At 66.3% G+C, this 24,784-nt stretch carries 27 protein-coding genes and 1 tRNA gene; 10 read left to right on the top strand and 18 right to left on the bottom strand.

Annotation, left to right across the window (positions count from 1 at the left end):
- Nucleotides 1-494, top strand: a 494-nt coding sequence (locus VFH65_RS03175; RefSeq protein ID WP_353319682.1) for an oxidoreductase, incomplete at its 5' end; no start/stop codon positions are given.
- A 16-nt stretch (nucleotides 495-510) separates the two neighbouring features.
- Here VFH65_RS03175 and VFH65_RS03170 read toward each other — a convergent pair.
- From VFH65_RS03170 to VFH65_RS03150, 5 genes are all read right to left on the bottom strand, one after another.
- Nucleotides 511-2,187 carry a TROVE domain-containing protein gene (locus tag VFH65_RS03170; protein ID WP_353319681.1) on the bottom strand — a complete coding sequence of 559 codons (1,677 nt, stop codon included), beginning with the start codon at nucleotides 2,185-2,187 and terminating at the stop codon, nucleotides 511-513.
- 410 nt (nucleotides 2,188-2,597) lie between these two features.
- Nucleotides 2,598-3,071 carry an LppP/LprE family lipoprotein gene (locus VFH65_RS03165; protein ID WP_353319680.1) on the bottom strand — a complete coding sequence of 158 codons (474 nt, stop codon included), beginning with the start codon at nucleotides 3,069-3,071 and terminating at the stop codon, nucleotides 2,598-2,600.
- Nucleotides 3,072-3,080: 9 nt separating this feature from the next.
- A complete protein-coding gene (locus VFH65_RS03160; RefSeq protein WP_353319679.1) occupies nucleotides 3,081-3,485 on the bottom strand; it encodes a hypothetical protein in 405 nt (134 codons plus the stop codon).
- A gap of 145 nt (nucleotides 3,486-3,630) precedes the next feature.
- On the bottom strand, nucleotides 3,631-4,020 hold the full coding sequence (locus VFH65_RS03155) for a nuclear transport factor 2 family protein (protein ID WP_353319683.1): 390 nt from the start codon (nucleotides 4,018-4,020) through the stop codon (nucleotides 3,631-3,633).
- A 235-nt stretch (nucleotides 4,021-4,255) separates the two neighbouring features.
- Nucleotides 4,256-6,457, bottom strand: coding sequence for a M4 family metallopeptidase (locus tag VFH65_RS03150; RefSeq protein ID WP_353319678.1), 2,202 nt, complete (start codon nucleotides 6,455-6,457; stop codon nucleotides 4,256-4,258).
- On the opposite strand from VFH65_RS03150, the gene VFH65_RS03145 reads away from it, so the two are divergent.
- A complete protein-coding gene (locus VFH65_RS03145) occupies nucleotides 6,441-6,632 on the top strand; it encodes a hypothetical protein (RefSeq protein ID WP_353319677.1) in 192 nt (63 codons plus the stop codon). The two genes, VFH65_RS03150 and VFH65_RS03145, sit on opposite strands and share 17 nt — an antisense overlap.
- 9 nt (nucleotides 6,633-6,641) lie before the next feature.
- Complete coding sequence (locus VFH65_RS03140; protein WP_353319676.1) at nucleotides 6,642-7,124, top strand: hypothetical protein; 483 nt, start codon at nucleotides 6,642-6,644, stop codon at nucleotides 7,122-7,124.
- Nucleotides 7,125-7,268: 144 nt separating this feature from the next.
- Here the strand turns inward: VFH65_RS03140 and VFH65_RS03135 are convergent.
- Nucleotides 7,269-7,341: transfer RNA gene (locus VFH65_RS03135), tRNA-Asn, on the bottom strand.
- A 146-nt stretch (nucleotides 7,342-7,487) separates the two neighbouring features.
- On the opposite strand from VFH65_RS03135, the gene VFH65_RS03130 reads away from it, so the two are divergent.
- Nucleotides 7,488-7,739: a hypothetical protein gene (locus tag VFH65_RS03130; RefSeq protein ID WP_353319675.1), complete on the top strand. Its 252-nt coding sequence runs from the start codon at nucleotides 7,488-7,490 to the stop codon at nucleotides 7,737-7,739.
- Here VFH65_RS03130 and VFH65_RS03125 read toward each other — a convergent pair.
- From VFH65_RS03125 to VFH65_RS03115, 3 genes are all read right to left on the bottom strand, one after another.
- Nucleotides 7,736-8,023: a DUF7155 family protein gene (locus tag VFH65_RS03125; protein WP_353319674.1), complete on the bottom strand. Its 288-nt coding sequence runs from the start codon at nucleotides 8,021-8,023 to the stop codon at nucleotides 7,736-7,738. The two genes, VFH65_RS03130 and VFH65_RS03125, sit on opposite strands and share 4 nt — an antisense overlap.
- Nucleotides 8,024-8,089: 66 nt before the next feature.
- Entirely contained in the window at nucleotides 8,090-10,003 is a 1,914-nt protein-coding gene (dnaG, locus tag VFH65_RS03120) for a DNA primase (RefSeq protein WP_353319673.1), read from the bottom strand.
- A gap of 34 nt (nucleotides 10,004-10,037) precedes the next feature.
- A complete protein-coding gene (locus tag VFH65_RS03115) occupies nucleotides 10,038-11,336 on the bottom strand; it encodes a deoxyguanosinetriphosphate triphosphohydrolase (RefSeq protein ID WP_353319672.1) in 1,299 nt (432 codons plus the stop codon).
- Between VFH65_RS03115 and VFH65_RS03110 the strand changes: the two genes are divergently transcribed.
- The gene (locus VFH65_RS03110; protein WP_353319671.1) at nucleotides 11,335-13,344 is read left to right on the top strand and encodes a TPM domain-containing protein; all 2,010 of its coding nucleotides are present in this window, start codon (nucleotides 11,335-11,337) and stop codon (nucleotides 13,342-13,344) included. The genes VFH65_RS03115 and VFH65_RS03110 overlap by 2 nt on opposite strands.
- On the opposite strand, the gene VFH65_RS03105 is transcribed toward VFH65_RS03110, so the two are convergent.
- Complete coding sequence (locus VFH65_RS03105) at nucleotides 13,341-14,582, bottom strand: erythromycin esterase family protein (protein WP_353319670.1); 1,242 nt, start codon at nucleotides 14,580-14,582, stop codon at nucleotides 13,341-13,343. The genes VFH65_RS03110 and VFH65_RS03105 overlap by 4 nt on opposite strands.
- 100 nt (nucleotides 14,583-14,682) lie before the next feature.
- On the opposite strand from VFH65_RS03105, the gene VFH65_RS03100 reads away from it, so the two are divergent.
- The gene (locus tag VFH65_RS03100) at nucleotides 14,683-15,396 is read left to right on the top strand and encodes a MerR family transcriptional regulator (RefSeq protein ID WP_353319669.1); all 714 of its coding nucleotides are present in this window, start codon (nucleotides 14,683-14,685) and stop codon (nucleotides 15,394-15,396) included.
- Here the strand turns inward: VFH65_RS03100 and VFH65_RS03095 are convergent.
- Nucleotides 15,359-16,777: a glycine--tRNA ligase gene (locus VFH65_RS03095; RefSeq protein ID WP_353319668.1), complete on the bottom strand. Its 1,419-nt coding sequence runs from the start codon at nucleotides 16,775-16,777 to the stop codon at nucleotides 15,359-15,361. The two genes, VFH65_RS03100 and VFH65_RS03095, sit on opposite strands and share 38 nt — an antisense overlap.
- A 30-nt stretch (nucleotides 16,778-16,807) precedes the next feature.
- Here VFH65_RS03095 and VFH65_RS03090 point away from each other — a divergent pair, with 30 nt between their 5' ends.
- On the top strand, nucleotides 16,808-17,167 hold the full coding sequence (locus VFH65_RS03090; protein ID WP_353319667.1) for an ArsR/SmtB family transcription factor: 360 nt from the start codon (nucleotides 16,808-16,810) through the stop codon (nucleotides 17,165-17,167).
- Nucleotides 17,164-17,574, top strand: coding sequence for a Fur family transcriptional regulator (locus VFH65_RS03085; protein ID WP_353319666.1), 411 nt, complete (start codon nucleotides 17,164-17,166; stop codon nucleotides 17,572-17,574). The genes VFH65_RS03090 and VFH65_RS03085 overlap by 4 nt, the downstream gene beginning before the upstream one ends.
- Here VFH65_RS03085 and VFH65_RS03080 read toward each other — a convergent pair.
- Genes VFH65_RS03080 through recO form a run of 3 tightly spaced genes read right to left on the bottom strand, consistent with a single transcriptional unit; the run spans nucleotide 17,563 to nucleotide 19,635 of the window.
- On the bottom strand, nucleotides 17,563-17,967 hold the full coding sequence (locus VFH65_RS03080) for a hypothetical protein (protein WP_353319665.1): 405 nt from the start codon (nucleotides 17,965-17,967) through the stop codon (nucleotides 17,563-17,565). The two genes, VFH65_RS03085 and VFH65_RS03080, sit on opposite strands and share 12 nt — an antisense overlap.
- Nucleotides 17,964-18,845 carry a decaprenyl diphosphate synthase gene (locus tag VFH65_RS03075; protein WP_353319664.1) on the bottom strand — a complete coding sequence of 294 codons (882 nt, stop codon included), beginning with the start codon at nucleotides 18,843-18,845 and terminating at the stop codon, nucleotides 17,964-17,966. Before VFH65_RS03075 ends, VFH65_RS03080 begins: the two co-directional genes overlap by 4 nt.
- Complete coding sequence (recO, locus tag VFH65_RS03070) at nucleotides 18,790-19,635, bottom strand: DNA repair protein RecO (RefSeq protein WP_353319663.1); 846 nt, start codon at nucleotides 19,633-19,635, stop codon at nucleotides 18,790-18,792. The genes VFH65_RS03075 and recO overlap by 56 nt, the downstream gene beginning before the upstream one ends.
- Nucleotides 19,636-19,698: 63 nt before the next feature.
- Here recO and VFH65_RS03065 point away from each other — a divergent pair, with 63 nt between their 5' ends.
- Both VFH65_RS03065 and VFH65_RS03060 read left to right on the top strand, forming a co-directional pair.
- Nucleotides 19,699-21,186 carry an amidase gene (locus VFH65_RS03065; RefSeq protein ID WP_353319662.1) on the top strand — a complete coding sequence of 496 codons (1,488 nt, stop codon included), beginning with the start codon at nucleotides 19,699-19,701 and terminating at the stop codon, nucleotides 21,184-21,186.
- Nucleotides 21,187-21,197: 11 nt separating this feature from the next.
- Nucleotides 21,198-21,746 (top strand): CAP domain-containing protein, encoded by a 549-nt coding sequence (locus VFH65_RS03060; protein ID WP_353319661.1) that lies wholly within the window; start codon nucleotides 21,198-21,200, stop codon nucleotides 21,744-21,746.
- A gap of 4 nt (nucleotides 21,747-21,750) precedes the next feature.
- On the opposite strand, the gene era is transcribed toward VFH65_RS03060, so the two are convergent.
- From era to ybeY, 4 genes are read right to left on the bottom strand one after another with little or no spacing between them, the layout of a single operon-like run.
- Nucleotides 21,751-22,650 carry a GTPase Era gene (gene era, locus VFH65_RS03055; protein ID WP_353319660.1) on the bottom strand — a complete coding sequence of 300 codons (900 nt, stop codon included), beginning with the start codon at nucleotides 22,648-22,650 and terminating at the stop codon, nucleotides 21,751-21,753.
- Nucleotides 22,647-22,964, bottom strand: coding sequence for a cytidine deaminase (locus VFH65_RS03050; protein WP_353319659.1), 318 nt, complete (start codon nucleotides 22,962-22,964; stop codon nucleotides 22,647-22,649). The genes era and VFH65_RS03050 overlap by 4 nt, the downstream gene beginning before the upstream one ends.
- Nucleotides 22,957-24,246 carry a hemolysin family protein gene (locus tag VFH65_RS03045; RefSeq protein ID WP_353319658.1) on the bottom strand — a complete coding sequence of 430 codons (1,290 nt, stop codon included), beginning with the start codon at nucleotides 24,244-24,246 and terminating at the stop codon, nucleotides 22,957-22,959. The genes VFH65_RS03050 and VFH65_RS03045 overlap by 8 nt, the downstream gene beginning before the upstream one ends.
- Nucleotides 24,243-24,779, bottom strand: coding sequence for an rRNA maturation RNase YbeY (ybeY, locus tag VFH65_RS03040; protein ID WP_353319657.1), 537 nt, complete (start codon nucleotides 24,777-24,779; stop codon nucleotides 24,243-24,245). The genes VFH65_RS03045 and ybeY overlap by 4 nt, the downstream gene beginning before the upstream one ends.
- Nucleotides 24,780-24,784: the final 5 nt, after the last annotated feature.

Below are 24,784 nucleotides of genomic sequence, written 5' to 3'. Positions count from 1 at the left end.
CGTCACTCACCGACGAGGACTGGCGATCGGCGCTCGACCAGAACCTGCTTGCTGCAGTGCGGTTGGATCGAGCACTGATCCCGGGAATGGTGGAACGCGGTTCGGGCGCCATTGTCCACGTCACATCGATCCAACGGCGCGCGCCGCTACCGACCACGGTCCCGTACGCCGCGGCCAAGGCGGCATTGACGAATTACAGCAAGGCACTGTCGAACGAATTGGCGCCCAAGGGCGTTCGTGTCAACGCGGTATGCCCAGGGTTCATCGAGACCGAATCGGCGCGCGCGATGGTCGAGGAGGTTGCCCGTATCGACGGCATCGGGCTCGGCGAGGCGCGAGCACAAATCGCCGAGTCCATCGGCGGAATCCCCCTGGGCGCACCGGGAACCCCGGCAGATGTCGGTGAACTCGTCGCCTTTCTCGTCTCCGACCGTGCCGCCTACATCACCGGGGCCGAATACGTCATCGACGGCGGCAGCGTGCGCGGCGTGTGATCACAGAACGGAGCGTTCACAGATCTCCGCGGGAGAAATCGGCGATCAACTGCGGCACGGCGGAGTCGAACCCTGAAACGCTCAGCGACAACGGATCGGCTGGATCCGTGATCGAGTTGCGGGTGCCGGTCATCGACACGACCACCAACCGCGCCCGCGGATTCACCTTTTCCCGGTATTCGCGCAGCGCCTGGTGCGGATGAATGGAGCCGTACCACGTCTCGTTGTCCGTGATGATTTCGAACACGTCGAACACGGCGCGCCTCTTCAGCGCCCACACCATCGGCAGCGCACAGTCGGTGCCACCCATCGGCAGTTCAGCCGTGTAGCGGCAGATGTCGTCGAGCCGCCGGCGCGGGCTGATGTCCAGCTTTGTCAGGACGGTGTTCGCCCGAAAATCCCAGTTCGAGTTTCGTGCGCCATCGGTGAAACCCACGATCCGGTAATCGGGTTCGGTCGCGGCGGTGACCATCGCCAGCGCGGCGGACGCTTCGCGGCACGTCAACGGCAACCCGGACACCCGCGATCCCATCGAACCGGATACGTCCAGCGCCAGCAGCGTCCGCCGGTTCGCCGGTTCGACGGCGCCGTATGCGTTGTAGAACGCCGCATCCAGCGCGTCGCAGATTCGCGGGTCCGGGGTCCAAGTGCCCTCTCCTCGCGCCGATTGTCCGGAGGCGTAGGTGCGTTGCGCAACAAGCACATTGATGGGGTGCACCCGCGCCCGGATGAGGCGCTGCGGATCCTGCAGCTGCGTGGCCACGACGCGGCCGGCGTCACCCGCCAACACACCCAGCCGCGTCAGCCGAGGCAGCTGCCGCATCAAAGCCGTCTGCGGCAGGCCCTGATCGATCAGCGCATGCCACACCTGTGGCTCCGCCAACGCCGCATCGGGCAGCATCTCCCACGACAGGCCCCGCCCGCGGTTGATGATGTCGACCCATCCCTGAGTCGTCGACTGCGCCTGCGCCGCTTCGAAATCGGCGATGAGCGCCAGCGATTCCGGCACATTGTCCGCAGTCGCCAGTGGCGGCTGCCCGGCGCTGGCTTCGCGGTCCGGGTAGTCGGCCAGGCCCTTGCGGGCGGCCCAGTTGAAGGCCATCCGGCGCGCCGGATCGGTTACACCGCTAGGGCTCGCGAGCCGCAGCAGGTCGTAATGGCTCCAGCCCTCGCGCTGACGGTACTTGACCAGCTGATAGGCCAGCTTGTCGACCGGCATCCCGGTGTACCACTGCGCCACCGCCTTTCGCAGCGTCGGACCCCAGCCACGGAATTGTTCGACATAGCGGGCGAACAGGAACAGATGCGTTCCGGTACGAGCGACCTTTGGCAACGCGGCGAGTGCCGCACGCCGGCCGTCGACGTCCTCGGCGGAGGCCGCGATAGCCAACGCGAACAGTGCTGGATTCTGCCGCGGTGCCCGCCCTGCCGTCGACACATCGACGATCTGCCGGACCAATGCGACGGGATCGGTTGCCGCAGCGCGCAATACGACGTCGGCATTGTCACGGGTGAGTTCCAACGCGTTCGTGTAATACGTTCCGCCATCGGTGCCCAGAGTCAAGAACCGGTGCAGCCGGGCGTGCTCGTCCACCGTGAACGTGTAGCCGCCCGCGGCATTGGTGACCTGACGCGGGTCGGCCGGTTCGCTTTGGGCGGTCCGCCGTGTGCTGATCAAGCGGAGTAGATCCACGGTGTGTTCCTTAGTGTGGTGCGGCAGCGACGTGGGCGTGTGTGTTGTGGCCGGGCTTGGATTCGAACCAAAGTTGCCGGATAACCGACCACATCCGGCTCACGTCGGGCCGCAATAGTGTTGTTGCGCAGTCGATGTGAGTGTGTGAGAGCTCATCACCGCGCGCGTGCTATTCAGTTGTTACGGCGGGATGTGGGCGTGTTTGCACCAACCGGAAAAGTGCTCTACCAACTGAGCTACAGGCGCCGAACGCCAGACGGGACTCGAACCCGCGACCACTCACTCAACAGGTGATAACCGATCAGTTCCGGCTCACATCCCCTGGCTCTGTTTGAGACCGGAGCACACTGTAACCCCCACAGCACCGACGCGTCGACGCATTATTTTCCGTCGAGATGTCGTGGCGGCGACTAGGAATTCGGGATGGGATCCAGCGCCTTGAGCTTGCCGTCCTCGATCATGAACCGCACGGTGGCGATCCCAGTCGGGCAGCACGCCGGATCCTGGCCCTGCCGCCACTGGTACTGCACGGCGGCGGTGTTATCACCGGCCGCTGTCACGCTGATGTAGGGCCGCGGCTCGGGGGTGGCCGGTCCCAGCGGGGTGTTGCGGTTGAAGAAGAGCACCTGCTGCGGCCGTTCGGACCCCGTATTACTCAGGGCTACATGCGCCCAGTGCAATTCGCAGTTGCCTGCGTATCCGCGCATGACCTCGATCCATTCGCCGCCGCCTAACCCGGCGATGGCCTGCTCGACGGTCTGCGCGCTGGGCCCGTCGGATGGTGCGCACGCCTTCGGCGGAGTCGCGCTCGGCGGGCTCCAGCCACAACCGGCTGCGATCAGGCCCAGGGTCATCAGCGCTGCGAACATCCGGGTTAGTCGCATGGCCTGAGCTTACGGGCGCGGGGCGATCCAGCGACCAAGCGCGTCGACGGTGTTGTCCGGTGCGGTGTTGAAGCACAACCGGATCCCCGGTGAGGCCGCGTGCACGACGTTGACGATGCGTTCGAAGAGCTCGGTGTGCTCGGGGAGCATCCTGATGCCGCCGCCGATCATCGCCAGCCCGAATGTTGCGCCGTCAAGGGCGTCGCGAATCAGCTGCTCGGCGGTGTCGGGCGAGGTGCCGACCTGGCAGAGGACGACGTCGTACCCCGCCTCGCGCAGCGCCGCGTTGCCGCGCTCGATCCGCGCGGTGAGCGACGCCTCGTCGACCCCGTCCGGCAATGTGCTGTAGTCCAGCGCCCTGGGATGAAGGCCGATCGAGATCACGCGGGTGTCCGCCGCAAGCAGTGAAGCCACGATTCGAGCGTACGGACGCACATATGTGGCTAAGCGCTCCGCCGCTGAGCATGTGGCAGGTGTGGCTGTCCGGCGTTGGACAGCCACAGGACATAACGCGGTCAGCCCGTCACCAACAGATGACGGGCTGACCTGGTTGGACTTCTCACCCAGTCGCGTGCTGCTTCTTGCCGTACACGCGCTCGAGCAACGACGTGTCACCGTGAATCTCAGCTCGGACGGTCTTGCCGTTGCGGATGGTGAATACGTCGGCGTCCTCGCCGGTTTCACCGCCGGCACTTACCTGGGTAATCGCCACAACCGTATCCCCCTCGGCGACAAGTCGGTCAAGCCTCACCGTCAGACCCTTCTCGGCCAATCGTCCGAATTGCTCCGTGACTTCGGTCTTGCCGTGGAAGGTGCCGCTGACTGAGCTCTGGCCAGGCTGTACCCATTCGATGTCGTCGTCGAACAGACTCATCACCGTTTCCAGATCCCCCGCGGAGAAGGCTTCGTACCCCCGCTTGATGAGCTCCTTGTTTTCCTGCTCCGACATTTTGAACCCCCGTTCTGCGCACCAATATTTCGGCCGCGAAAGGCTTGGCCGGTCTGAGGAGTCGCGCAGTAGCGCTCTCAAATCAGTCAGACCATTCGCCGCCGCGTCGATTATCGGGCTCTGCCCGACGGCGATTTGGCCAATCAGCACAAAAGATTTCACGCTGTTGCCGGTGCAACTAGAAATGTTTGCGATTTCAGACATATTGCCGAAATGGCGCGGGCGCCATGCCGTCTCAGACCAATACGGTTACCCCGGCGACGATGCCCACATCGTCGAACGCGCGCTCAATCGCCTGCAGCTGCACCGCACTGAAACCCATCGTGTCCGCGGAGTCGAGGACGGCAACTCGCCCGTCGGCGAACGTGGCGCCCGGGCTCAACCGGTACAGAGCGTGGTAGAAAACCCTCGCCCAGGTCTGCTCCGAGATGTCACCGGTGACGGGATCGGTCATCATCTTGTAGGCGGCGTGGCTGAAGATGGTGCTGTTGAGGTGCTCACCGCCGTCGTCTCCGGTACCGGTGTAGCGGGTGGCGTAGGTTTCGCGATACGGCCCCAACCCCGTCGTAATCGTCGACGGGTCGGCCAGGTTGCGTACCGCGCCGCCGGCGAAATCGGAATCCTCGCCCATCAGCCAGCGACCGGCGCCGGACTTGCCCTCGATCAAACTGCCCAAGATGTCGGCGAAGGCCTCGTTGAGTGCACCGGACTCCCCGTAGTCGAGGACCGATCCGCCGTCACCGACGGCGTAGCTCACGACCGCGTGGGTGTACTCATGCGCGACGACGTCCAGTGCGGCCTGCAGGTTGCCGCCATTACCAAACACGAACTGCTGCAAGCTCGGTGACCAGAACGCGTTGCTGTAGCCGGTGAAGTAATCCGACCAGGTGACGTGCGGGTTGTAGCCGACGCTGACGTTGATCCTTGCGCCGTTGCCGTTGAACGAGGTCAAGCCCAGCACGTTCGTGTAGTAGTCGTATACCTCGGCCATGTTGGCGTGTGCAGAGACCGGCGCGGCGTCCCAGCCGAACCAGCCCTGGCTGACAAGGCTTCCGGGAAGGACCGGGGCGCCCCAGCCGAAGAATTGATACGACGTCCAGTACGTCGCGAGGTTTCGGGGAACGTCAGCGAGCTCGTAGTAGTGGAAGACGAACCAGATGGTCGTGTCAACAATGTTGATCTGTCGGGCCTGGCCCAGCACGTCGTTCGCGGTTGCGGTCGTGGCCAGGGCCTGCGCGTTGGGCGTGTCCACGATCACCGTGCCGGCGTCTGCGCCGTTGGCGTAGATGAAATAGATGTGTCCGGGCTCCGGATCCCTCAGTCCCAGCGATTGTGAGACGTCCCCTGGGTCGACGACAACCCGCCAAGCCAGCCTCGGCGACGCACCCGAGTCCAGCGCAAAGACGACGAGGTCGGGATCGAACGTGGACAAGGCAATGAACGCGGCAAGGGCCGTGCGATCGGACTGCCCGGTCGTCTCGCTGAGGTACGCCATCGCGGCCACCGCGACGGCTTCGGCTTCGTCGTCGATACGCGCATCGGGCGTCAAATCGGTACTGGCGATGCGCCCGTCGTGGTTGTTGAACAGACCCGTCACGGTGCCCTCGGAGTCGGTCACGAGGATCACCTCGCTACCCAGGACTGGCATCCCGTTGACGCTGTCGCGCGCACGATAGATGGTCTCGGCGACGTCGCCGGGTGTCGCGCCGGTCCCGCCGATGCGTTGGACGGTGATGTTGTCCGGGCTCGCGAAGCCAGCGGACGCACCGAGCAAGTAAGCCATCTCGTTGAGCACCGCTGCCGCGTCAGCCTTGGTCGTGACGGTCTTGTCGGTGAACGTGCCGTCGAGGAATCCGACGGCCCCGTCGGGTTTGAGGCTTACAGCCACGTCCGGCCGCGCGAGCAGGTCGGAGAGGTCGACAGGATCGACGCCGATATGCGATGCGGTGCCTGCGGTCGCCACAGCGGGTGCGACGGTCACGGTGACCGTTGCCGAGGTCGGGCCGGCTAGGCCGATGAGTCCGAAGATCCCGTGGATGTGCGCCGGGTTGCCCACGGTGTCGTCGATGGTGATGGTGAAGGTATCGGTACCGCCGGCGGCCGCCAACGCGGAATGAGGTGTGTAGGTGAAGGTCCCGAACTCATCCACCACAAGGGTGCCGCGCTCGGGTGCGCGCGACACCACGTAGGTGAGAGTGGAGTCGTCGTAGTCGGTGGCGTTGAGGCTCCCGGTGATGACGCCGTCGGGGCCTTGGCCAGACGCGGTCGGCTGTGCGACGGGCCGTTGGTTGTTCAGGACGTACTGGGTTTGGCGCACCGCGAGCCACAGCGATTCCACCAGCGAGGAAACCGGAGCAGCAGGGACGGGCAGGCCGTTTGCCAAGGGCCCCAACCCAATCCACGTCAGCACATCGGTGACGATGCTGGCGACAGTCACCGGCGCGGCCGCCTGCGGGCGTACGGCGATGGTTCTCGCCGTCGATTCGGCAGCCGCCGCAGTAATCGGGGTCGCGACGGTGACAGTGGTCGTGGCGGCTGCCGGCGTCGTAGCTGCGGTGGCCGACCTCACCGACACCGTCTGCGCCGACACGTCAGCTCCGCTGTTCTCGTGACCGATTTGCGTGCGCGCGTCTGAATGCGACGAGTCGCCGCCTTGCTCGGTGCTGGGCGTGTTCGCGGTGAGCTCCGGGATCGCGTCCACTGGGTCGTCGGCGCCGGATCCGGTTGAGGCATCGGTGCTTTCGGCGCTGGACATCGTCGCAGGAGCCTCTTCGGCACCGCTGTCGGTGCCCTCGCCGACGGTCGCGTCGGTGTTCTGCTGGGCTGACACCGTCGAGGTGGGACCCACGGAGGACGCTGACGTCGACGTTGTCGCCGAGGACGGCGGCGGGGCCCCCGATGTGCCGGTGCTGGTCGTTGCGCCATCGTCGGCGCCGTTGTCGGTAGTGGCCGCCCCTGTCGTGCTGGTGGATGCCGTCGAATCCGTCGTCTCCGGAGAGGCCGTGGCGACCGCCTGGCCGGCGGTGACTGCGGCACCAAGCCCAGCAGCTAATGCGCCGACGCGCAGCCAATGCGCGCAGGCCCCCGCAGGACGGCGGCGGTAACCACAGGCCAACGTCGTCCCCCTCGGTGCTATGCGCTGTGAGCGGCAAAGCTACCAGGAGTTAACAGCAAAATATTGTTTTCGACGTTAATTTCATTCGGCGTTTCGCTTGGCGTTCGAAACGGGCGTTTGAAGAAGAAGCTTGCTCCCCCGGCTGGACTCGAACCAGCAACCCTTCGGTTAACAGCCGAATGCTCTGCCAATTGAGCTACAGGGGACCGCTGCGCCGCGTCAGATTCTGCCGCGGACCGAGGGATGACTCTAGCGTATGTGCGGTTCCCGTCGCCAATGCGCCGCCACCCGGCGCGCACCGGCGCAAGTGAGGCAGGATGGACGCATCGAACCGTCGTCTGGGAGGGGCCTCGTGATCCGGTATCTCGTCGTATTGGCTGTCGGCTACGTGATGGGCACGAAGGCCGGCCGGCGTCGCTACGAACAGATCGCTGGGACATACAAGGCCGTAACCGGCAGTCCGGCAGCCAAGGCCGTGATCGACGCTGGGCGCCGCAAGATCGCCGACCGGGTTTCACCCGATCCGGCGATGGTCACGTTGACGCCCATCGACTCCGACACATCGGTGCTGGAGCCGGAAGTGGCAGCTCGAAACGAGCGTTAGGGGCCGAAGCCCTCACGGATGGTCGTGCCGGGCAACAGCGGGCCGGTGTAGAAGCCACTGTTCGGGCTGTTGCCGCCGTAGTACCCCGGGGCTCCGACGTTGATGCCATTGCCGTTGGAGTAGGACAGGCACTTGCCGTCTTCGGCGTTCCCGAACCACGCCAGGCACGGCGGTCCCGCGGTGACCTGCGGGGCGGCATCCGTCGCCATCGCGGCATAGAGCGGGACAGCAACGGCGGCGGCCGCGAAGGCTCCTGCCACCAATCGCCGAGTTCGGTTAGTCATCGATACCACCTGCTGCTCTCCTAACGGGTCCCCGACAGCCCACCCACCATAGCCTGTCGTGGTGTTTCACGCAGTAAGGTCGTCGCCGCTGGCCTGCTCAAGCAGGCTGCGCCGATAGGCTTCCATGGCGACGAGGTCGCCGAATAATGCGTGGTACTCGTCGCCCTGCTCCACCGGCGACATGCGCTGCAGCTTCGACTTCACCTCGGCGATCTGCCGGCCGACCCACACTTCCTGCAGACGAGCCAGCACACCGCTGATGTAGCGCAGCAGTTTGTCGTCGTCGACGACGTTGATGGCTTCCACCCCGAGCTCGTTGATCAGATTGGCAGCCGGCTCCGACGCCGCCTGTTCACGCACCGCCTCGATCCACTGCCCACCGGACAGCCCCACCGACGCCCCGCCAGCCGCCGCGATGGACGCGCGGACCGCGGCGTAACCGGGATGGGTGAAGCTCTCCACAGTCAGCGAGTCGAACACCGGCCCGGCCAGCGCCGGATACTGCAGAGCCGATTTGAGCGCCTCGCGCTGCGGCCACAACGTGGGATCGGCGGGATCGGGGCGAGCCGCGGACTCCGGAACGCGGACCGGCCTTGGCTTGGCCTGCTCCGGTACGCGACGCCGGCTCCGGTCGGGCAGGCCGCGCTTCTGCGCCTCCTCGCGCACCCTGCTGATCACCTGGCTCTCATCGGCCCAGCCCACCCAGCCGGCCAGCCGACGGGAGTACTCGTCGCGCAGCATGGGGTCCTTGATCCGCGCGACCATCGGCACGCACCGCCGCAGCGCCGCCACCCGGCCTTCGGCGCTGTCCAGATCGTGATCGGCCAGCTCTGTGCGAATTGCGAACTCGAACAACGGGGTCCGCCGCGCCACCAGGTCGCGCAATGCGCCGTCTCCGGACTTCAGCCGCAGATCACACGGGTCCATGCCGTCGTCGGCAACTGCGACGTACGACTGCCCCGCCAGATTCTGTTCGCCCTCGAACGCCTTGACCGCCGCGGCTCGGCCGGCGGCATCGCCGTCGAACACGTAGATCAGCTCGCCGCGAAAGAAGTTGTCGTCCATCATCAATCGGCGCAGCATCGCCAAGTGTTCGTCGCCGAAGGCGGTGCCGCACGACGCCACCGCGGTGGTCACCCCCGCCAAGTGCATCGCCATCACGTCGGTGTATCCCTCGACGACAACGGCCTGATGCCCCTTGGCGATGTCGCGCTTGGCCAAGTCGAGGCCGAACAGCACCGAGGACTTCTTGTACAGGACCGTTTCGGGGGTGTTGACGTACTTCGCTTCCATCTGGTCGTCGTCGAAGATCCTGCGGGCCCCGAAGCCGATGACTTCTCCGCCGCTGGCCCTGATTGGCCACAGCAGCCGGCGATGGAAACGGTCCATCGGCCCGCGGCGGCCCTCCCGTGACAACCCCGCGGCCTCGAGCTCCTTGAACTCAAACCCCTTGCGCAGCAAGTGTTTTGTCAGTGCTTCCCAGCCCGACGGGGCAAATCCGCAGCCGTAGCGCGCCGCCGCTTCGGCGTCGAAGTTCCGGTCAAGAAGATACTGGCGCGCGGGCGCGGCCTCCTCGGACTGCAGCGCGGCGGCATAGAACTCCTGGGCGGCCGCGTTGGCGGCCAGCAGCCGGCTGCGGCTGCCGCGATCGCGCTGCACGTTCGTGGCGGCCGCGCCGGAGTACGTGATGGTGTAGCCGACGCGGTCGGCCAGCAGCTCGACGGCCTCAACGAAACTGACGTGCTCGATCTTCTGAAGGAACGCATAGACGTCGCCGCCTTCGCCGCAGCCGAAGCAATGGAAATGACCGTGGTTAGGCCGCACGTGAAACGACGGCGACTTCTCGTCGTGGAACGGGCACAGCCCTTTCATCGAATCCGCCCCGGCGCGCCTCAGCTGCACGTAGTCGCCGACGACGTCCTCGATGCGAATTTTCTCGCGAATGGCCGCGATATCGCGATCAGGAATACGGCCGGCCACCGGGCCAGTCTAGAGCGCCCGGCGACGGGCCTGATCACGCTTCAGCGGGTTCCAGGCGCTCCAATCGCCCCTCTGTGTAGGACGCGATCTGATCGATGACGACGCGTAGCCGGGCGCCGTCGTCGGCGGCGTAATTGAACGCCGGGACGAAGATCGGATCCAGGGTCGCGGGGGCGCCGGCCAGCAGCCACTGAGCGACCCGGTGAATGCGTTCGCGCTGCTGTGCCTGCAATTCCAGATGGCGCGGGTCGGACATGATGAACTGCAGCGCCAGGATCTTCAGCACGGCGACCTCGGCGCGCACCAGCTCCGGCACCCGCAGGTCGGACATGTAGCGCACCAGTGGTCCGGGGCCGGCGACTTCGCGCGTCGCGGCGATAGCGGCCGACGCGAACCTTCCCACCAACTCGCTGGTCAACCGCTTCAGCGCAACGGATGCGGCGAGGGTGGCGTCGTATTTGCCGACGGCGGCGACCACCGGCAGGTTCGACAGCCGCTCGGCCGCGGCCACCAGGTCATCGGCGTGCAGACCGGCGCCCATGCCGCTGGTCTCGCCGAGCCGGCCCAACTCGGCCGCGGCGTCGTCGTCGGCGAGTACACGCATGTCGATGCGTCCGGACACCACTCCGTCCTCGACGTCATGCACCGAGTACGCGACATCGTCGGCCCAGTCCATCACCTGGGCCTCCAGGCACGGCCTGTTCTCCGGGGCGCCGGACCGCACCCAATCGGCAGCGTCGACGTCGTCCTCGTAAAACCCGAACTTGCGTTTGTTCGCCCCGCGCCGCCACGGGTACTTGGTGACCGCATCCAGCGCGGCTCGGGTCAGGTTCAGACCCGCGCTGTGTTCTTGTGCGTCAAGGACTTTCGGCTCCAGGCGGGTCAGGATGCGGAAGTTCTGCGCGTTGCCCTCGAAACCGCCGTAATCGGTGGCCACCTCGTCGAGGGCGCGTTCACCGTTGTGGCCGTAGGGCGGATGACCGATGTCGTGGGCCAGGCCGGCCAGGTCGACAAGATCAGGGTCACATCCCAGCCCGATCGCCATGCCGCGGCCGATCTGGGCCACCTCCAACGAATGGGTCAGCCGGGTGCGCGGCGTCTCGCTCTGGCGCGGTCCGACCACCTGCGTCTTGTCGGCCAGCCGGCGCAGCGCCGCACTGTGAAGCACTCGCGCCCGGTCGCGGGCGAAATCGGTGCGATGTTCCGTGTCGGTGCCCGGTATCGCGGCACCCTTGGGCGGTTCGACCACCAGACGCTGCCGGTCGAACTCGTCGTACGGATCTTGTTTCGCAGCCACCGACGCACAGTCTGCCAGTACTACATTGTGGGCCATGCGCATCGCCCGTTTGCTCAGTGTCGTGCTCGCGGTACTCGCCGTCGCTGTCCTTGTGGCGCCGACCGCGGCGGCCAAGCCGCCGTTCCGCCTGCCGAGTTATGTGACCGACGATGCGAACGCGCTCAGCGGCTCTCAGATGAACGATGTGCTGCAGGCCGTCGACAAGCTCTACACCGATCGCAACACCCGACTGTGGGTGGTCTACGTCGACACCTTCTCAGGTCAGGACGCTGCGGGCTGGGCTCAAAGTACAAGGCGGGCCAGCGATTTGGGCGATTTCGACGCGCTGCTGGCGGTAGCCACCGTCGACCGTTCGTACGCCTTCCTTGTGCCCGACAGTGCGACCGAGCTCAGCGAGAGCGAAGTCGACGACGTGCGGCGTACGAGCATCGAGCCCGCGCTGCGGACAGGAGACTGGGCCGGCGCGGCCGTGGCGGCGGCCGACGGGCTCAATGCACCGGCCAGTTCAGGCGTGGGAATCACCTGGGTGGGCATGCTGACGATGCTGGCCGTCATCGCGGTCATCGTGCTGCTGCTGTTCTTGTGGACGCGGCGTCGGCGCCGCAAGCGCCGCGAGGCGGAGTTCGCCGCCGCGCGCCGCGTCGATCCGACCGATCCGCAGGCGCTCGCCGCGGTGTCGCTCGACGGTCTGGACGACCTGTCGAAATCGATGGTGGTCGAGGTCGACAACGCGGTACGCACAAGTGCCAACGAGTTGGCGCTGGCGGTGGAGGAATTCGGGGAGAAGCAGACCGAGCCGTTCACCCGTGCGGTGGACAACGCGAAGCTGACGCTAGGGCAGGCCTTCAACGTTCGCCAGCAGCTAGATGATGCGATCCCCGAGACGGCGGCCCAACGACGCGACCTGCTGACACGCGTTGTCGTCGCAGCAGCCAAGGCCGATCGTGAGCTCGACGCGCAGGCCGAGGCGTTTGCGAAACTACGTGACCTGGTGATCAACGCGCCGTCTCGGCTGGACGCGCTGACCCAGCAACTTGTCGACGTCACCGCCGAGGTCGGCCCGTCGGAACAGAAACTGGCCGCGCTGCACAACGAATTCGACCCTGCGGCACTGAGTTCGGTAACCGACAACGTGGATGCGGCCAAAGAGCGGCTGGCATTCGCCGACCACAACATCACTCGCGGCCGCGAGTTGGCGACCCGCCCGACAGCAGGCCAGCAGACCGAGCTGGTCGAATGCGTTCGGGCCGCCGAATCCGCTCTGGGACAAGCACGCTCGTTGCTTGGTGCGGTCGACAGTGCGGCCAGCGACATCCGGCGAGCCGCGGCGACGCTGCCCTCGGCGATCGAAGACATCCAGGCCGGCATCAAGCAGGCCGGTGCGTTGCTGGCGCAGGGCAACGTTCCGCAGGCCGCCGAACTGGCCTCGGCTCGCGATGCGGCCGTGACGGCCGTCGCTGCGGCGCAGGGCACCGGGTCCGCCGATCCACTCGGTGCCTTCACCCAATTGACCACGGCCGACGCCGATCTCGACCGGTTGCTCGCCGCCGTCGAAGAGGAACGCGAGGCCGCCGAGCGGTTGGGCCGCGCGCTGGACGAGGCGTTGTTCGCCGCCCGGTCCCGCGTGCGATCGGTGTCGGATTTCATCGACACCCGCCGGGGCAGCATTGGGCCGGAAGCCCGAACGCGGTTGGCCGAGGCGGTCCGGCACATCGCCGCCGCGGAGTCCAAGCGAGAGTCCAACCCGTCTGAGGCGATCGCCCATGCCAACGGTGCCGCGATGCTCGCCAACCAGGCACAGGCGGCAGCCAATGCTGATGTACAGGCCGCGCAGCAGTCGTATATGGGCCACTACGGCGGCGGTGGTGGTCGCGGCGGCGGCGATATGGGCGCGGTGATCGGCGGCATCCTCATCGGAAACATGCTGGGCGGGGTCTTACGCGGCGGGTTCGGTGGTGGCTTCGGTGGCGGCGGCTTCAGCCCGGGATCGTTCGGCGGATCAGGCGGTGGCGGCGACATGTTCGGCGGCGGCGGCCGGTTCTAGACCTCGCGTATGAACAGCACTCCGTCGACGCCGTCGAGATGCAGGGCCTCCACCGGAAAGTAGCCCTGTCGCGGTGTTTGGTCGGTGCGCGGCGGAGCATCGCCGACGGCGTTGGCCAGGGCCGCTGCTGTAAAAACGTAGCCGGTGGCCGGCAAAGCGGCGAGCGTTCCCTCCACCGTTTCGGGTGAAGGCGCGTCGAGTCCACGTTCCGGTGCCGCACCGAACGCGATGGCCAGGGTGGCGTATTCGTCGCCAAGATGCGCAGCGGCAGCGATCGCACCGGCAGTCCACCACGTGAGCTGCATGTCGGCGAGCAGCCAGCGGCCAGGGTTTTTCTGCAGATGGCCGTTGTGAGCGAACACCAAGACCGGGCCGCGTTGCCTTTCACGGGCCGCGATGTCGAGAAGGTTCTCGGCCATCATCGCATCACGCAACGCCATCAGCCGCCCCACTCGGTTCGGCGCGGTGTCGGCCATACCTGCGTGATAGCGAAGCAACCCCGACGCCGCGCGAGCCCACAGCGTGGCGCGCCACCAGTCGTCCTGTGACGTCGCGGTGACAAGCCGGGGAGTCTCTGAAAGAAGCTGTGCGCCAAGGTCGTCCGCGATGACCCGGAGCCGGATCACCTCATCGGATGCGCCGACCGATTGGGTCGGGTCCATCGCCGCCGCCGGGTTGGTCCACCGGTCGTCGTCGCCCACGAGCGCCGCGATGGTGTCGCGTCCGTGCGTTACCGCGTCCAGGTGCGTGGCGAGGTAGTCATGCAGCGCGATCAACGCGGCCCGAGGACTGCTGGCGTACATCATCTCGGTCGGGGCGTCGAACCCGTAGAACCGCAATCGGTCTCCCGGGTCGCGGGAGCGGTTCTGCTCGGCCATCCACGCGACGAGTTCCCGGTTCGCGGCGGATTCACCGAATCCGTGGCTGAAACCGGCGCGCATCGTGCCGTCAAGGGAATCGGTTGCGCCGCTGATGAAGTCGTCGACGATCAATCCGGCCAGACAGTCACTCTCCAGCGCGACGGACCGGTAGCCCTCATGCTCAACCAGGTGCTCGATGATGCGGTTGCGCAGTCGCGGTAACTCGTCCAGGCCGTGCGTCGGCTCGCCCAGCCCGAACACCTGCGGCCTGGCAGTCAGTGAGTTGAGGAACGACGTCACCGCGTTGCCCGGCCCCTCGGCGTCGCCGAATGGCCAACCGACCCTTTCGAGTTGGGTGGTGCTGTCACTTGGATTCATTGCTTCAATTTTATCGTTGAATATACGGTTTAAACTTGTCGCATAGTGTCGTGCTTATTCGCAGCGCTAACCTTAAATGCCTATTTCACGGAGGCTCACGATGAGGCCGGCAGACCTCGCCAACGAGCACGGGATGTCCGCTCAGGCGATCCGGAATTACGAGCGCGATGGCATCCTGCCGCCGAGCACGCGCTCGGCCAACGGCTACCGGCAGTACACGTCAGTCCATGCCGCGGCCTTGCGGACCTACTTGGCACTTGTTCCTGCGATCGGGTACCGAGCCGCCGCCGACCTGATGCGTGCCATCAACGACGGCGACACGCCCGCGGTGCTCACCCAACTCGACGCCGCCCACGCACAGCTGTCGAAAGACCGCGAAACCCTGACGCTGGTGAGGGGAGCGATTTCACGGCTGGTACCCGAGGCGCCCCGTTCGACAGCGCCGTCGCTACGGGTCGGTGATGTGGCCGCACAACTCGGTGTCCACCCGGCCACCCTGCGACAGTGGGAAGCCGCAGGCATCCTCACGCCGCGTCGGGACCCAGCTACTGGGCAGCGCTTCTACACCGCAGCGGACCAACGCGACGCCCATCTGGCCCACCAGCTGCGCCGTGGCGGCTATCTGCTCCGCCACATCGCAGCGGTCATCAGCCAGATTCGGAACCAAAGCTCCCTAGAGCAACTGAATGACACACTCGCCCAATGGAATCGCCGCCTGCAGGACCGCGGGCTGGCCCTGCTGCATGGCTCGGCGTCGATCTCGGACTACTTGCGGGTCAGCAGCCCTTCAAGCGCGCCGCCAGATAGTCGCTGACGCCGTCGATCGCGACGCGATCCTGGGTCATCGCGTCTCGCTCCCGGATGGTCACCGCATGGTCGTCGAGCGAGTCGAAGTCGACCGTCACGCAGAACGGCGTGCCGATCTCGTCCTGGCGGCGATACCGCCTGCCGATCGCGCCCGCGTCGTCGAACTCGACGTTCCAGCTCTTGCGCAGTTCGGCGGCGAGGTCGCGTGCCTTCGGCGACAGGCTCTCGTGCCGCGACAGCGGCAGCACCGCAGCCTTGATGGGCGCGAGCCGAGGATCAAGCCGCAGCACGGTGCGCTTGTCCACGCCGCCCTTGGCGTTGGGCGCCTCGTCTTCTGCGTACGCGTCGACGAGGAACGCCATGAACGAGCGCGTCAACCCGGCCGCAGGCTCGATCACATACGGGACATACCTGGTGTCAGACGCCTGATCGTAGAACGACAGGTCGACGCCGGAATGCTTTGAATGCGTTGACAAGTCGAAATCGGTGCGATTGGCGACGCCTTCGAGTTCGCCCCACGGGTTGCCCTGGAAGCCGAACTTGTACTCGATGTCGACGGTGCGATCCGAGTAGTGCGACAGCTTGTCCTTGGGGTGGTCATACAACCGCAGATTGTCCCGGTCGATGCCGAGGTCGACGTACCACTGCAGGCGCTCGTCGATCCAGTACTGGTGCCAGTCGCGGGCGGTCGAGGGCTCGACGAAGAACTCCATCTCCATCTGCTCGAACTCGCGGGTGCGAAAGATGAAGTTGCCGGGCGTGATCTCGTTGCGGAAGCTCTTGCCGATCTGGCCGATGCCGAATGGCGGCTTGCGCCGTGACGTCGTCACCACATTGGCGAAGTTGACGAAGATGCCCTGCGCGGTCTCGGGCCGCAGATAGTGCATGCCCTCCTCGGTCTCGATCGGGCCGAGGTGGGTCTTGAGCATCATGTTGAATTCGCGCGGCTCGGTCCACTGGCCGGGTTCGCCGGTGTCCGGGTCGCGAATATCGGCCAGTCCGTTGGCCGGCGGATGTCCGTGCTTGGCCTCGTACGCCTCGATGAGATGGTCTGCGCGGTAACGCTTGTGCGTGATCAGCGACTCGACGAGCGGGTCGTGGAAGACCTCGACGTGGCCGGAGGCCACCCACACCTCCCGCGGCAGGATGATCGAGCTGTCGATGCCGACGACATCGTCTCGGCTGGTGACCACCGAGCGCCACCATTGCCGCTTGATGTTCTCCTTGAGTTCCACGCCGAGCGGCCCGTAGTCCCACGCCGACTTGGTGCCGCCATAGATCTCGCCGGACTGGTAAACGAATCCACGCCGCTTGGCTACGTTCGCGACAGTGTCGATGATGGACGCCACGGGTGCACAGCCTAGCGATCGACGTCGCAACGTTGACATGCGCGATCGCGAATGTATTCTGGCTGCATAATGAAAACCGTTTCCACTTTGGCTGAACACGACGATCATCAGCACGGTGGCGCCCCGCCACAGGACCTGCCGTCGCGCGTCGTCCTCGACACCGCAGGAGACCTGCTGCGCGCGCTGGCCGCTCCTGTTCGCATCGCGATCGTGCTGCAGCTGCGGGAATCGGCCCGCTGCGTGCATGAACTCGTCGACGCGTTGGCGGTGCCGCAGCCCCTGGTCAGTCAGCATCTGCGGATCCTCAAGGCCGCAGGCGTGGTGGCGGGAGAACGCACGGGGCGTGAGGTGATGTACCGGTTGGTCGATCACCACCTGGCCGACATCGTCGTCGCGGCGATCACCCACGCGGCCGAGGGCAGCGAGTGAGCACAACCGGGGTGCGCGCCACCAGGCAGCGCGCGGCCATCTTCGCGCTGTTGGAGAACCTGGAAGAGTTCCGGTCCGCACAGGAACTGCACGACGAACTCCGCAAGCGCGGCGAGGGTATCGGCCTGACGACCGTCTACCGGACGCTGCAGTCGATGGCGACGTCAGGCCTTGTCGACACGCTGCGTACCGACACCGGCGAGTCGGTGTACCGGCGATGCTCGGAGCACCATCACCACCACCTGGTGTGCCGGGCGTGCGGTGCGACCGTTGAGGTGCAGGGCCGCCAGGTCGAGGCATGGGCCGCCGAAGTCGCCCGCACACACGGGTTTTCCGATGTCAGCCACACCATCGAGATCTTCGGTATCTGCGGGCTCTGCACGTCCAAGGACGGCTCAGGCAACTAGCGCCCTGCGCACGTCGGCACCCGTCGCCAACACCATCAGAATCAGCGTGCGCAGCGCATCGTCGCTCAGGCCGCCTGCGGGAAAGTTGTAACGCAACATCACATCGGCGGTCTTCTTCGAATCGCGCTTGGCTGCGCTTTTTTCCACCAGCGAGACGGTGCCCAGCAGCGTGTCGTTCGCATGCTTGGCGACCTTCGCGCGAAGCTTGCTGTCCAGCACCAGATCCCACGCCAAAATCTGGGTGAGCGACACCATGTCGAGGCCCTCGGCGATCGTCACCACCCGCAACGAAGCGAACGTGTCGTCGTGATGCACGGTGACCGCGCCGTCGTCTTCCTCCTGTACCGGCAGGATTTCGTTGAGGACGAGCGCGAGCCGCTCCGACAGCGTCATCTGCCGAACCGGCGGTTGCGGTTCACATACTCCTCGCACGCATCCCACAGGTCGCGGCGGTCGTAGTCCGGCCACAACTTGTCCTGGAAGACGAACTCCGCGTACGCGGCCTGCCACAGCAGGAAGTTACTTGCCCGCTGCTCCCCCGATGTCCGGATGAACAGGTCCACATCGGGGATGTCGGAGCGATGCAGGTGCTTGGCGAACGTCGCCTCGCTGATCCGGCTGGGATTGATCTTGCCGTCCACCGCCGCCTGCGCGATCTCACGAGTGGCTTCGACGATCTCCGTGCGGCCGCCGTAGTTCACGCAGTAGTTGATCGTGATGACGTCGTTGTCCACCGTCATCTCTTCGGCGATATCGAATTCCTTGATGACGCTTCGCCACATGCGGGGCCGCGAGCCGACCCAGCGCATCCGCACGCCCATGTCGTTGAGGTTCTCCCGGCGCCGGCGGACCACCTCCCGGTTGAACCCCATCAGAAAGCGCACCTCCTCGGTGCTGCGTTTCCAGTTCTCGGTGGAGAACGCGTAGACCGTCAGGTGTTTGATGCCGATTTCGATGGCGCCGCAGGTGATGTCGATGAGCACCGCCTCACCCATCTTGTGGCCCTCGGTACGGCCCAGACCGCGCTGGGTGGCCCACCGCCCGTTGCCGTCCATCACGACGGCGACGTGGTTGGGCACCTGGTCGGCCGGGATCTGGGGTGCGGCAGCCTTCGATGTGTGCTGGGGAGGGCGAGCGAACCTGCCGTTGGTTCGGCGTGGCAGATCCGGGAAGATGACCGGCCACGACGACGTATCGGGAAAGCTGGGATAGTCGTCAGGCGCCGGAGGCAACTGGGGGTAGGCCGCTTTCGTCATCCGCTTCACCGCCATGGGCCACATCCTGCCCGAATAGCGACACGCGATGCTCAGCGACTGTGCGATCGACCCGATATACGCGTTCGACCAGCGGCAATGTCCGCATTTGACGCTCCAGATGCCACTGCAGGTGCGCCGCGACCAGCCCGCTGGCCTGGCTGCGGTAGGACTGCGGCGCGGACTGTGCGTGCTCCCATTCGCCGTCGTGCAGCGCCGCCATCAGGTCCAGCACACCCTGCGGCGGTGTCACCGACCCGGACGGCCGGCAGTGCACGCACACGCTGCCGCCCGCGGCGATATGAAACGCCCGGTGCGGACCCGGCGCGGCGCAGCGGGCGCATTCGGTCAGCGCCGGCGCCCAGCCCGCGATTCCCATGGCGCGCAGGAGGTAAGCGTCGAGCACCAGTTCGCGTGGGCGGCCGCCGTCGGCCACGGCCCGTAGCGCGGCCACGGTCAGCCGGTGCAGCGCGGGAGCCGGGGCCCGCTCCTCTCCCGCCAGGCGTTCGGCGGTCTCCAGCACCGCGCACGCGCAGGTGTATCGGCCGTAGTCGCTGACGATGTCGGTGGCGAACGCGTCGATGGCCTGCACCTGGGTGACGATGTCGAGGTTCCGGCCGGGGTGAAGCTGAACATCGATGTGCGCGAACGGTTCCAGCCGCGCCCCGAACTTACTGCGGGTGCGTCGCACCCCCTTGGCCACCGCGCGCACCAACCCGTGCTCGCGGGTGAGCAGGGTCACGATCCGGTCGGCCTCGCCGAGCTTGTGCTGGCGCAGCACCACCGCTCGGTCCCGGTACAGCCGCATTAAGACAGTCTCTCACCGTCATCTGACAGTTGCGGGTATGCAGCGCCGATATTCTCGTATGTGATGGTCGAGTCTGTGCGATTCCCAACCCTCACTCAGCAGCTTTTCCAGCTGGCGAGTGGCTCCGTCACGTCGGCTCAACTGGTGCGCAGATCGCTGGACGCGATCGAGGCCAGCCAGCCGACGCTCAACGCCTTCCGGGAAGTGTTGACCGAACGCGCGCTCGCCGACGCGGCGCAAGCTGACCGCAAACGTGCGGCGGGCGTACAACTTCCGCTGTTGGGGATTCCGATCGCGGTCAAGGACGACGTCGACGTCGCGGGCGTACCGACCCGGTTCGGCGCCGAAGGAAACATCCGTCCAGCTGCCGCGGATTCTGAGGTCGTGCGGCGGCTGCGCGCGGCGGGCGCGGTGATCGTCGGCAAGACCAACACCTGCGAGTTGGGTCAATGGCCGTTCACCAGCGGACCGGCTTTCGGCCACACCCGCAATCCGTGGTCGCGCGAGCACACCCCGGGCGGGTCGTCGGGTGGAAGCGCGGCGGCCGTGGCGGCCGGACTGGTCGCCGCCGCGATCGGCTCCGACGGCGCGGGCAGCGTCCGGATTCCCGCGGCGTGGACACACCTGGTCGGCATCAAGCCGCAGCGGGGACGGATCTCCACGTGGCCGCTGCCCGAGGCGTTCAACGGCATCACCGTCAACGGTGTGCTGGCCCGCACCGTCACCGATGCGGCGCTGGTGCTCGACGCGGCGTCCGGCAATGCGGCCGGTGACCTGCACAAGCCGCCGCCGGTGCGGGTGTCGGACTTCGTCGGCCAGGCACCGGGGCCGCTGAAGATCGCGATGTCCACGAGATTTCCGTTCACGATCTTCCGGGCCAGGCTGCATCCCGAGATTCGCGCCGCACTCGAAACAGTCGCCGGCCAGCTCGAGGAGCTTGGGCACAGGGTGAGACGGCACGACCCGGACTACACCGTGGGCATGTCGTGGAACTTCCTGTCCCGCTCGACTTCGGGCCTGCTCGACTGGGCCGACAGCTTGGGCTACGACGTGACGCTGGACAAGCGCACGAAGTCCAATATGCGGCTGGGCCGGGTGTTGTCGGAGCACGTGCTGCGCAAGGCGCGGGCGCGCGAGGCCGCTGCGCAGCGCCGGATCGGCTGGACCTTCAACATCGTCGACGTCGTCCTCGCCCCGACGACCGCACAGCCGCCACCCGTGGTGCACGATTTCGACCATCGCGGCGGGCTGTCGACCGATCGCACGATGATCAAGGCGTGCCCGGTGACCTGGCCGTGGAACCTGCTGGGCTGGCCGTCGATCAACGTACCGGCCGGCTTCACTTCCGACGGGCTGCCCATCGGCGTCCAGCTGATGGGCCCTGCCAACAGTGAACCTCTGCTGATCTCCCTGGCCGCGGAGCTGGAGGCGATCAACGGCTGGGTGATGAAGCAGCCGCCGGTCTGGTGGGCGCCGTCGCCGACCAAGGACTCCGCGCCCGCCGGAGATGAAGCGCCCGTTCAGGACGTTGTGTCAGACGAGGTCGCGTAATGTCGTCGACCATGACACTGCGGCGATGTGTGTATGCGCTTCCCGTCCTGGCCGTTGTTGGCGGCGCGATCGCGGGCATGCCGACCGCCGGGGCGGACAACAAGCGACTGAACGACGGCGTGGTCGCCAACGTCTACACCGTGCAGCATCAGGCCGGCTGCGATACCGAAATCAAGATCAACCCGAAGCTGCGGCTGGCCGCCCAATGGCACACCAACGACGTGCTGAACAACCGCGCGCTGGACGGCGACATCGGTTCGGACGGATCGACGGTCGCCGATCGCGCGCGCAACGCCGGGTACGCCGGCGCCGTGGCCGAGACCGTCGCGATCAACCCGGCCCTGGCCATCAGCGGCATCGAGTTGATCAATCAGTGGTACTACCGGCCCGACTACCACGCGATCATGGCGGACTGCGCCAACGTCGACATCGGGGTCTGGTCGGAGAGCCTTCTGGACCGCACGGTCGTCGTCGCGGTCTACGGCAAGGGTGACGGCGCGCCGCCGGTTCAGTCCCCCGGCAGGCCGTTCGGAACGCCGGGCGCAGGCGTCCCGGGCTGACTTTCTAAAAGCCCAGGCGGCCAAGCTGTTTGGGGTCGCGCTGCCAGTTCTTGGCGATCTTGACGCGCAGGTCGAGGTACACCTTGGTGCCGAGCAGCTTCTCGATCTGAGTGCGAGCGGCGGTGCCCACTTCGCGGAGTCGGGCACCGCCCTTGCCGATCACGATGCCCTTTTGGCTGTCGCGCTCGACGTAGAGGATGGCGTGCACGTCAATGAGATCGTCTCGGCCCTCGCGTGGTTCGACCTCTTCGATGACCACGGCCAGCGAGTGAGGCAGCTCGTCGCGCACGCCTTCGAGCGCGGCCTCGCGGATCAGCTCGGCCATCAAGACTTCCTCGGGCTCATCGGTCAGCTCGCCGTCTGGGTAGAACGCTGGGCCCGGCGGCAGCTGGGCGGCCAGCACGTCGGTCAGCACGTCGAGGTTGTCGCCGGTGGTCGCCGACACCGGAACGATCTCGGCATCCGGGCCGACGAGCTCGCTCACCGCCATCAACTGGGCGGCGACCCTGTCCTTGGGCACCTTGTCGATCTTGGTCACGACGACGGTCAGCTTGGTCTTCGGCGCGACCGTGCGGATCTGTTCATAGATCCACCGGTCACCAGGGCCGATCTTTTCGTCGGCGGGAAGGCACAGACCGATGACGTCGACCTCGGAGTACGTGTCTTTCACCAGATCGTTTAGCCGCTGCCCCAGCAGGGTGCGTGGCCGGTGCAATCCGGGGGTGTCGACGAGGATGATCTGGAAGTTCTCCCTGTGCACGATGCCGCGGATGGTGTGCCGGGTGGTCTGGGGCCGGTTCGACGTGATCGCCACCTTGGTCCCGACCAGAGCGTTGGTCAGCGTCGACTTGCCGGTGTTCGGCCGGCCGACGAAACAGACGAAGCCGGAACGGAATTCGCTCACAGCACCTTTCCCGCACGATCGGTGACGATCACGGCGGCGTCATCGGACAACTCACGCACGGCGGCGACCCCGGCATCGTCGGCCGATCCACCGACAAGCACCGCGGCCTCCAAACCCGTCGCGCCGCTGGACACCGCCGCTGCGACGGCGGCCTGCAACGCCGTGAGTCTGAGCGCGTCGAGCGTGACGGGCGCGCCTGCGTAGGTGCGGCCGTCGGCGTCGCGCACCGCCGCACCGCTGCCCGCCTCTGCTCGGCCCATCGCCCCGCGGGCCAACGTCACCAGCTTGGCGTCCTCGGCATCCAGTTCACTCATCGCCATTCTCCTGCGGCTCGGTTGGGCTGACCAGGACGGTGCCGACCCGCACGCGGCCGCGGTGGTCAGGCCCGCCTTCGGCGCGCAGCCGCAGCCCGTCCCACGTAACTTCGGCGCCCGGCAGCGGGACACGGCCCAGCTCCAGCGCCACCAGCCCCCCGACGGTGTCGACGTCCAGGTCCTCGTCGAACTCGATGTCGTAGAGCTCGCCGAGATCCTCGATCGGCAGCCGGGCCGATACCCGATACTGTTTCTCCCCCAGCTCTTCCACGGGGGCCACCTCGTCGGTGTCGTACTCGTCGGCGATCTCGCCGACGATCTCCTCAAGCACGTCCTCGATCGTCACCAGGCCCGCGATCGCACCGTATTCGTCGACGAGCAACACCATGTGAACGCGATCGCGCTGCATCTCGCGCAGCAACGCATCCAGCGGTTTGGAGTCCGGCACGAACACCGCGGGCCGCATCACCTCGCAGACAAGGGTGTCGCGTCCGCCGTTGGTCGAGTAATACGTCTTCTGCACAAGGTCTTTGAGGTAGACCACACCGACGACGTCGTCGACGTTCTCCCCGATCACCGGGATGCGTGAATGTCCGCTGCGCACCGCAAGCGAGGTGGCCTGGCCCGCCGTCTTGTCGGCTTCGATCCACACCATCTCGGTGCGGGGCACCATCACCTCGCGCGCCGGGGTGTCACCCAGTTCGAAGACGGACTGGATCATCCGGCGTTCGTCGTCGGCCACCACACCACGCTGCTGCGCCAGGTCGACGACCTCACGCAACTCGATCTCGGAGGCGAACGGACCGTTACGGAAGCCGCGACCCGGTGTCAGCGCGTTGCCGATCAGCACGAGCAGGCGGCTGATCGGTGTGAGCACCACCGAAATCGCTTGCAGCGGAAGCGCCGCCACCAACGAGATGGTGTATGCGTTCTGCCTGCCGACGGTTCGGGGACCCACGCCGACCACCACGAAACTGACCACCGTCATGATCGCGGCGGCGGAGATCAGGCCCCAGCGGACGCCGGTGTAGTCGTCGAGGTACGCGGCCAGCAGGACCGTCGCGCTCACCTCGCACATGATGCGCAGCAGCACAACGAGATTGATGTAGCGCGGACGCTCGGCCATGATCCTGTGCAACCGGACCGCGCCTGGCCGCTCGTCGCGGACCAGTTCCTCGACGCGGGCCATCGACACGGTACTGACGGCCGCATCGATCGCCGCGAACAAACCGCCCAAGCCGATGAGGGCGATGGCGCCGATCAGCTGTCCTATGCCGGTCACGGGGCGTCGAAGTATCGAGACTTGTCCAGTAGCCGCCGATCCTTCTCCGTTTGGCGGTCCTGGCGGTATGCCTCGACTTGATCAGCCACCCACTCCTCGAGCAGTTGGCGCTGCAGGGCGAACATCTCTTTTTCCTCGTCAGGCTCGGCGTGGTCATACCCGAGCAGATGCAGGACGCCATGCACGGTCAGCAGGGCCAGCTCCTGGCCCAGAGTGTGTCCTGCTGTGTTGGCCTGCGCTGCGGCGAACTCCGGACAGAGCACGATGTCGCCGAGCATCGAAGGGCCCGGTTCGGCCGCGTCGGGCCGCCCGCCGGGTTCGAGCTCATCCATCGGGAAGCTCATCACGTCGGTCGGACCGGGCAGATCCATCCACCGCATGTGCAGGTCGGCCATCGCCGCGGTGTCGAGCAGCACCATCGAAAGTTCGGCCGCGGGATTCACTTTCATCTTGCGGATGACAAACCGGGCGACGCTGATCAGTTCCTCTTCGGAAACGTCGATGCCCGATTCATTGGACACCTCGATGCTCATGTCGC

It is taken from the genome of Mycobacterium sp. (assembly GCF_035697385.1).
Classification (GTDB): domain Bacteria; phylum Actinomycetota; class Actinomycetes; order Mycobacteriales; family Mycobacteriaceae; genus Mycobacterium.
The sequence above is the reverse complement of the archived record's forward strand: the minus strand, read 5'-3'. Positions and strand labels throughout refer to the sequence as shown.

Bases quoted from the DNA above. Each gene is read 5' to 3' on its own strand.
- VFH65_RS03165 (WP_353319680.1), bottom strand. From the start codon at position 3,071: ATGCGACTAACCCGGATGTTCGCAGCGCTGATGACCCTGGGCCTGATC.
- VFH65_RS03155 (WP_353319683.1), bottom strand. From the start codon at position 4,020: ATGTCGGAGCAGGAAAACAAGGAGCTCATCAAGCGGGGGTACGAAGCC.
- VFH65_RS03145 (WP_353319677.1), top strand. From the start codon at position 6,441: ATGCTGGCGACAGTCACCGGCGCGGCCGCCTGCGGGCGTACGGCGATG.
- VFH65_RS03125 (WP_353319674.1), bottom strand. From the start codon at position 8,023: ATGACTAACCGAACTCGGCGATTGGTGGCAGGAGCCTTCGCGGCCGCC.
- VFH65_RS03110 (WP_353319671.1), top strand. From the start codon at position 11,335: ATGCGCATCGCCCGTTTGCTCAGTGTCGTGCTCGCGGTACTCGCCGTC.
- VFH65_RS03115 (WP_353319672.1), bottom strand. From the start codon at position 11,336: ATGGCCCACAATGTAGTACTGGCAGACTGTGCGTCGGTGGCTGCGAAA.
- VFH65_RS03105 (WP_353319670.1), bottom strand. From the start codon at position 14,582: ATGAATCCAAGTGACAGCACCACCCAACTCGAAAGGGTCGGTTGGCCA.
- VFH65_RS03100 (WP_353319669.1), top strand. From the start codon at position 14,683: ATGAGGCCGGCAGACCTCGCCAACGAGCACGGGATGTCCGCTCAGGCG.
- VFH65_RS03095 (WP_353319668.1), bottom strand. From the start codon at position 16,777: ATGTCAACGTTGCGACGTCGATCGCTAGGCTGTGCACCCGTGGCGTCC.
- VFH65_RS03090 (WP_353319667.1), top strand. From the start codon at position 16,808: ATGAAAACCGTTTCCACTTTGGCTGAACACGACGATCATCAGCACGGT.
- VFH65_RS03080 (WP_353319665.1), bottom strand. From the start codon at position 17,967: ATGACGCTGTCGGAGCGGCTCGCGCTCGTCCTCAACGAAATCCTGCCG.
- VFH65_RS03075 (WP_353319664.1), bottom strand. From the start codon at position 18,845: ATGGCGGTGAAGCGGATGACGAAAGCGGCCTACCCCCAGTTGCCTCCG.
- recO (WP_353319663.1), bottom strand. From the start codon at position 19,635: ATGCGGCTGTACCGGGACCGAGCGGTGGTGCTGCGCCAGCACAAGCTC.
- VFH65_RS03065 (WP_353319662.1), top strand. From the start codon at position 19,699: ATGGTCGAGTCTGTGCGATTCCCAACCCTCACTCAGCAGCTTTTCCAG.
- VFH65_RS03060 (WP_353319661.1), top strand. From the start codon at position 21,198: ATGACACTGCGGCGATGTGTGTATGCGCTTCCCGTCCTGGCCGTTGTT.
- VFH65_RS03050 (WP_353319659.1), bottom strand. From the start codon at position 22,964: ATGAGTGAACTGGATGCCGAGGACGCCAAGCTGGTGACGTTGGCCCGC.
- ybeY (WP_353319657.1), bottom strand. From the start codon at position 24,779: ATGAGCATCGAGGTGTCCAATGAATCGGGCATCGACGTTTCCGAAGAG.